Below are 6,289 nucleotides of genomic sequence, written 5' to 3' on the forward strand. Positions count from 1 at the left end.
TTTTACAAAATTTTCTTAGCTTAAAGCCTATAGAAAAAGCCCTTCATTTCTTATTATGTGAACAAATACCGTTTTTTTTTTAATAATTTTATAGCCTCTTTCAAAAATAATAATATTTTGTTAACCACTACCATGGATAGTGGGGAATTTGGTAGTGATTGTTGCGCGTACTACTGAAATATTCATAAATGCTTTATTGCTAAGTGTTTGATTTCATGAATTGTTTTTATAAACAGTGGTTTTACCAACTGTTTATAAAATAGAAATGCTCCTTGTGATTCGGAGAGGAGCGAAGTGAGGGATCTAAAATGCGCGTATTATTAATTGAAGATGATAGAGCGGTTACTCAAAGCATTGAGTTGATGCTAAAGTCAGCTAATTTTAATGTTTATATCACTGATCTGGGTGAAGAAGGTATCGATTTAGGAAAACTCTATGATTATGATATCATTTTGCTTGATCTGAATTTGCCCGATATGTCAGGATACGATGTCTTACGAACTCTGAGATTGGCAAAAATAAAAACGCCTGTCCTTATCCTTTCCGGTATGAATGCCATTGAGGATAAAGTTCGTGGTTTTGGCTCTGGAGCAGATGACTATATGACAAAGCCTTTCCATAAGGATGAGCTTATTGCGCGTATTCATGCGGTTGTTCGTCGTTCTAAAGGGCATGCACAATCAGTTATTGTTACCGGTGATCTCACCGTTAATCTTGACGCAAAAACCGTCGAAGTTGCAGGACGCCCTGTTCACTTAACGGGTAAAGAGTATCAAATGCTAGAGCTTCTCTCTTTGCGCAAAGGCACAACACTGACCAAAGAAATGTTTCTCAATCATCTCTATGGTGGAATGGATGAGCCAGAACTAAAAATTATCGATGTTTTTATCTGTAAATTACGGAAAAAATTGGAAGCCGTTTCTTCAAATGTCAATTACATTGATACCGTTTGGGGACGTGGTTATGTTTTGCGTGATCCAATTGAAGAAAACGTAAGAAAAACCGCTTAAGCAGTGAAAATACACATTGTAAAATCTCGGGATGTAGCGGGCCGAGATTTTCCCCAGATTTTTTCTGTTACAAATAAAAAAACGCACATAAAAAAATCTTATATAGAAAGCGCTTAAATCTTAAGAAGTAACCACACCCTATTCACAAACATCATCTTATCGCTCGTAAATTTGATCGAAGTTTTTTCCCCAACACGGCTTAAGCGCTTCTTTCTTATTCAAAGCTTTTTTACACTTTCTAAAACAATACAACAATCCTTTTCATCAATATTTATTTTCATCTCTGTCATCTGAGAAAGTAACATTGTGTAATAAAATTGGATGACATGGGCATCAATAAGCTCTTCTTTAACTTCTCCATGATATAACGCAAAAAAATGAGGAGGAATACGAAGATTTTTACCGAAAATCTCAAATCGAAAAGAACGTTTATCTTCCTCTTGCTCAATCATAACAACAATCTCACCGCCACGAGAAACGGTTGCATTTGCAATCAATAACAAATTAAGCAAAAGTTTAACTTCATCTTTCTGTAACAAAAAAGAGGAGGCTTGCCATTTTAAAGTTGCTTTTTCTTGCTGCATATATTGTTGAGCAACCTGCTCTGCTGCACGTGTATCTATTTGTCCTCCACTTGCACCAGAAAAACCAAAAGCCAATCGCGCAAATTGCAGACGCGCAGAAGCACTTGCAACGGATAAACGCACCAATTGTAAAGCGTCTTCTTCAGCTCCTCCATCATCATAAAGCTCCATTGCATTTTGAATAGCCCCCACAGGAGAAATCAAATCATGGCAAATACGACTACAAAGCAAAGCAGCAAGATCCATAGGCTTCAAAGAAATATCTAACGTCATAATGATTGAAAACTCCCAGATTTAAAAAAAACAAACTTTATTTTAAAGAAAAACTCTTAACATCTGATGCATAACAGGAAATATCAACAATCATGCTAAAAAAAATTAAGCAATAAATTCAATAATTTAAATAATCTTACATTTTATTTTTATTTGAATAGAATAAAAATCCTAATATTATCTTTTTCTGTCAATAATAAAAGGAGAAAACTCTATGGCTCTCTCTCTTCTAAAATACTGGTACAAAAATATTATATCTTTAATCTTCTTTTTATTCATCACCTTAAACACCACACATGCTCAACTAAAACCAATAGAAAAAAACGACCTCCATTATTCACTCCAAGAAATTATTGATTCTGGTCATATTTTTTTTGGAAAAACGACCAGTGGTTTGGCTGTTGCCATTCAAAATATTTTTTCAAAATACGGTTATCCTAATGCCTATATTTTAGGAGAAGAAGCCTCTGGTGCCTTTTTTGCTGGCTTAACCTATGGCGAAGGAAAAGTTTTTAGCAAAAGCTATGGTCAGCATAAAGTTTTTTGGCAAGGTCCCTCAGTAGGGTGGGATTTTGGCGGCCAAGGCTCTCGTTTAATGATCTTGGTTTACAATCTTAAGAGCATAAATAATTTATGGAAACGCTATGGTGGTATTTCAGGTTCAGCCTATTTAATTGCAGGTGTTGGTTTTCATGTTCTCAAATACCATGATACTTTGTTAATTCCAATACGGACAGGGATCGGTGCACGTCTTGGTATTAATATAGGATATTTAAAATTAACACCTAGACCAACATGGAATCCGTTTTAAACGATTCCTTATTTGAAAAGGGGTATTATGTTTATTCAATCGTTTCTTTTTTTTATTCTTGGCATTGCATCGATTTCTTGGATACTGGTGCTTTTGTCTCCTCTTATTTGGCGTAAAGCCGTTCATTTTGCGTATAAAGATATTTGTGCGCAAATTCCATTATCACTCACAGAAATACAAGCTAACCATGACTTTGTCCGTGCAAAACATGCTGTAGAATTAGCAAAAAACCAACAAAAATACGAATCTTTGCAAAAAAAATACATCCAACAGAAAATACAGCTAAGCCAAGTAAAAGAACAGCTTTATCAGCTATATCTCTCAGCACAAAATACTTTTCCCAAAGAAACGATTGCAATCAAACAAAATATCATCGCAACAAACACCTTCAAGGAAAAGCACAATGATACGTGAACAAATCACACACTATCAGCAACGTTTACAAAAAATCCAAACGCATGGGCTTGATACAAATGCTACCCAGCAACTACTGGAAGAACTGCGTGAAGAAACAAAAGAACTTGCCGCAACATTAGCCGCTCAAATAGCGCTAGAAGAGGGAAATACATCCCCCATCAACACACTCATTCAAAACTCAAAAAATAAAAATGACCTAGCATCGTGTATTCGCCAAAAAATAACTTATCTCTCCACCCTCCCCCTTAAATAAGTTGTATTTCAAAAAAGCTTTGTTGTAACTTTTATAACCCAAATAATTTTTATTAAATGCGACTTTCTTGTTCAGTTAAAGAAAAAATTTCTTATCCCAAACCGATTTGAAAAAATCCATCGTCTTGTCTAGTGATTCCATTCGCTTGCCATATCAGCGCCCTAAAGTACAGCATTCGCTGAATCCTAGAAGCAAATATATCCGTCACACATTTTAACGAAAAATACCTTCTGAAATAGACCAACCCATCCAGCTTTTACCATACGTTTTAAAGATAAAAACACACACTCAAAAGTGATAAAAATCTCTTATTTTTTGGATGATCGTATCCTGATCCGTTTGCGTCAAGTAAGGATGCATTGGCAAACTTAAAACACACTCTCCTAAAGACTCTGAAACAGTAAGGGAATCTTTTACATAAGAAAAGTGTTTATAAGCTAGCTGTTTATGTAAAGGAGTTTTATAATAAATCATTGTAGGAACGGAATTTTTTTGTAAAAAATCCTTTAATTTATCACGCTCTTTTACCTTAATCGTATATTGAGCATAAGCGGAACGAATATTTTCTTCTATTTCTGGAACTGTAACAATATCTCTTAAACCATCGCAATAGCGTTGAGCAATTTCTACACGCTTTTCCATTTCATCTTCAAAAATCACAAACTTTTCTAGTAAAATTGCCGCCTGAATACTATCAAGACGCGAATTCATACCAATCCGTACATTATCATATTGTGTTTCACCTTTACCATGAAACAAAATGGAGCGTAAAAGTTCTGCCAAATCATCATCATTTGTCATCATAGCGCCTCCATCGCCATAACACCCTAATGGTTTTGCAGGATAAAAACTTGTTGCAGCCACGTCACCAAAAGCACCACACATAGTATTCCCGCTTCTTCCCCCCATAGATTGAGCAGCATCTTCAATTACAAAAAGATTTTCCTTTGCAGCCATTTGAGTAATTTTCACATAGTCAGCAGCAAGCCCAAATAAATCAACAGCAATAATAGCCTTTGGCTTTAGACGCCCTTCTTTTTTAACCATTTCGATAGCGTGAGAAAGTTTTTCAACATCAATATTGAATGTATCGGGTAAAACATCAACAAAAACAGGTTCAGCGCCCACCAAAGCAACCACTTCGGCCGTTGCAGAAAACGTAAAGCTAGGACAAAACACCGCATCACCTGGACCAATATTTTTAGCCATGAGAGGCATCTTCAAAGCATCAGTTCCATTAGCACATGCAATCACATGTTTTACACCAAGATAGTCTGCCAATTTTTCTTCAAATTCTGTTACTTCCGGCCCCAAAATATACTTCCCACTAGCAACCACATGTGCAATTGCAGAATTAATTTTATCTTCAATACGCGCACGCTGCGCCCCAAGGTCGATGAATTGCATATTAACTCCATTGATCATCACAAGAGTGCAAAAACGCTACCTATCTCTTTTATCTATCATAATTGACACCAGCAGCTGTTAAAATCCGTAAAATCGCAATAGCATCATCACCATTTGTACGAGGTGATTGACGCGTTTCAATACAATGAAGAAAGTGCCGTAATTCGCGAGTAAGCGGCAAATCTTCACAAACATCAATGTAATTCAGCTCCTCCCTTCTAAAAGCCCACTTTTGATTTTCTTTCCAAATGGCAAAATGGTGCATTGCCAATTTACGGTTCCACGGTTCCATATCATCAAAAACAAGCATAGCCTTTGTCCCAACAACGGTTAAACGCCGTTCACGATAAGGACTCAAGCGTGAAGTAAAAAGATGACCACGCACACCATTTGGAAAATTCATATGAACATGAGAAAAATCAGAAATCTGATCAACGACAGCAGTCCCCTCACCACGGATTTCGGAGGGTTCACATCCTGTCAATGCCAAAATCATTGAGAGATCATGAGGGGCAAGATCCCATAAAGCATCACTTTGTGTGTGAAATTTTCCAAAGCCTAATCTGTGAGAATAAATATATCGCACCTCCCCCAATTCCCGCTTTTTCACTAATTCATACATTTTTTCAAAAGCTGGATGAAACCGTAAAATATGGCCCACCATAAAAATCCGCCCATAAGCATCTGCCTCCTGAACTTGGCGTTTAGCATCATCGATATTTAGAGCTATTGGCTTTTCCACCAAAACATCTTTACCATTTTTAACAGCACGAAGCACATTTTGTGTATGAAACTGTGGAGGCAGCGCTAATACCAGCGCATCAATATCTTTCTGAGCAAAAAGATCATCTGGTGCAACAACCTCTACACCATACATCGTTGCAAAACGAACAGCACGATCGCTATCAATATCAGAAACTGCTGCTAAAGCCCCAAGAGAATGGAGTGTCTTTATATGATTTCCACCCCAATGACCGCATCCTAAAACCGCTACACGTGGCACCATTTTCATGCCTTACCTTACTTGATCTATAAAATTACACTTTTACATATCGAGGATAAAATAGAATGACAAGAGAAAAGCTTAAAAACGATGCTTGACATCTCACTATTCTACCCCTTATATCCGCAAAAGATGTAATTATTTGCAATTATAATTTTGTTTTGGCGGAGTAGCTCAGTAGGTTAGAGCAGAGGAATCATAATCCTTGTGTCGGGGGTTCAAATCCCTCCTCCGCTACCATTTCTTTCAGAATCGTGTGTGTAGCTTGCTGTAGCTTGCCACCAGGTTTTGCATAATTTGACAGCAGGTTTTGCATCAATTTATTTTTTTTCGAAGGGTTTTTAAGGGGTTCTCAAAGGGTCTTCAAAGGTTGTTTAAAGCCTCTTTAATGAGTCTTTATTTTTCTCTCTTATAAGGTCGCAATTTTTGATGATGAGTTCTTGAGCTGGAATCATATTATTTGAGAAGCAGCGTATATAAGATGTGTTCACCTCTTTGAGCATAAATTGACTAATAGTTTTTCCGTATCCT

The 6,289-nt window shown here is 36.7% G+C and carries 5 protein-coding genes, 1 tRNA gene and 1 pseudogene; 4 read left to right on the forward strand and 3 right to left on the reverse strand.

Features of this window, described 5'->3' with window-relative positions:
* Positions 1-308 precede the first annotated feature (308 nt).
* The gene (ctrA, locus tag B5V81_RS04270) at positions 309-1,010 is read left to right on the forward strand and encodes a response regulator transcription factor CtrA (protein WP_175869297.1); all 702 of its coding nucleotides are present in this window, start codon (positions 309-311) and stop codon (positions 1,008-1,010) included.
* Positions 1,011-1,228: 218 nt separating this feature from the next.
* Here ctrA and chpT read toward each other — a convergent pair whose 3' ends face one another.
* Positions 1,229-1,867 carry a histidine phosphotransferase ChpT gene (gene chpT, locus B5V81_RS04275; protein WP_212112270.1) on the reverse strand — a complete coding sequence of 213 codons (639 nt, stop codon included), beginning with the start codon at positions 1,865-1,867 and terminating at the stop codon, positions 1,229-1,231.
* Between the two features lie 214 nt (positions 1,868-2,081).
* Here chpT and B5V81_RS04280 point away from each other — a divergent pair, with 214 nt between their 5' ends.
* A complete protein-coding gene (locus tag B5V81_RS04280) occupies positions 2,082-2,678 on the forward strand; it encodes a DUF1134 domain-containing protein (RefSeq protein ID WP_212112271.1) in 597 nt (198 codons plus the stop codon).
* A gap of 27 nt (positions 2,679-2,705) precedes the next feature.
* A pseudogene (locus tag B5V81_RS09160) lies at positions 2,706-3,348 on the forward strand (hypothetical protein).
* Between the two features lie 288 nt (positions 3,349-3,636).
* Here the strand turns inward: B5V81_RS09160 and B5V81_RS04295 are convergent.
* Together B5V81_RS04295 and B5V81_RS04300 are read right to left on the reverse strand one after the other, a co-directional pair.
* Positions 3,637-4,755: a DegT/DnrJ/EryC1/StrS family aminotransferase gene (locus B5V81_RS04295; RefSeq protein ID WP_212112274.1), complete on the reverse strand. Its 1,119-nt coding sequence runs from the start codon at positions 4,753-4,755 to the stop codon at positions 3,637-3,639.
* A gap of 49 nt (positions 4,756-4,804) precedes the next feature.
* Positions 4,805-5,761 (reverse strand): Gfo/Idh/MocA family protein, encoded by a 957-nt coding sequence (locus B5V81_RS04300; protein ID WP_212112283.1) that lies wholly within the window; start codon positions 5,759-5,761, stop codon positions 4,805-4,807.
* A gap of 160 nt (positions 5,762-5,921) precedes the next feature.
* Here B5V81_RS04300 and B5V81_RS04305 point away from each other — a divergent pair.
* Positions 5,922-5,998: transfer RNA gene (locus B5V81_RS04305), tRNA-Met, on the forward strand.
* The last annotated feature ends 291 nt before the right edge of the window (positions 5,999-6,289 follow it).

Source organism: Bartonella queenslandensis (genome assembly GCF_018155095.1).
Lineage (GTDB): Bacteria > Pseudomonadota > Alphaproteobacteria > Rhizobiales > Rhizobiaceae > Bartonella > Bartonella queenslandensis_B.

Coding starts and splice junctions, on each gene's coding strand:
- ctrA (WP_175869297.1), top strand. CDS start 309: ATGCGCGTATTATTAATTGAAGATGATAGAGCGGTTACTCAAAGCATT.
- chpT (WP_212112270.1), bottom strand. CDS start 1,867: ATGACGTTAGATATTTCTTTGAAGCCTATGGATCTTGCTGCTTTGCTT.
- B5V81_RS04280 (WP_212112271.1), top strand. CDS start 2,082: ATGGCTCTCTCTCTTCTAAAATACTGGTACAAAAATATTATATCTTTA.
- B5V81_RS04295 (WP_212112274.1), bottom strand. CDS start 4,755: ATGCAATTCATCGACCTTGGGGCGCAGCGTGCGCGTATTGAAGATAAA.
- B5V81_RS04300 (WP_212112283.1), bottom strand. CDS start 5,761: ATGGTGCCACGTGTAGCGGTTTTAGGATGCGGTCATTGGGGTGGAAAT.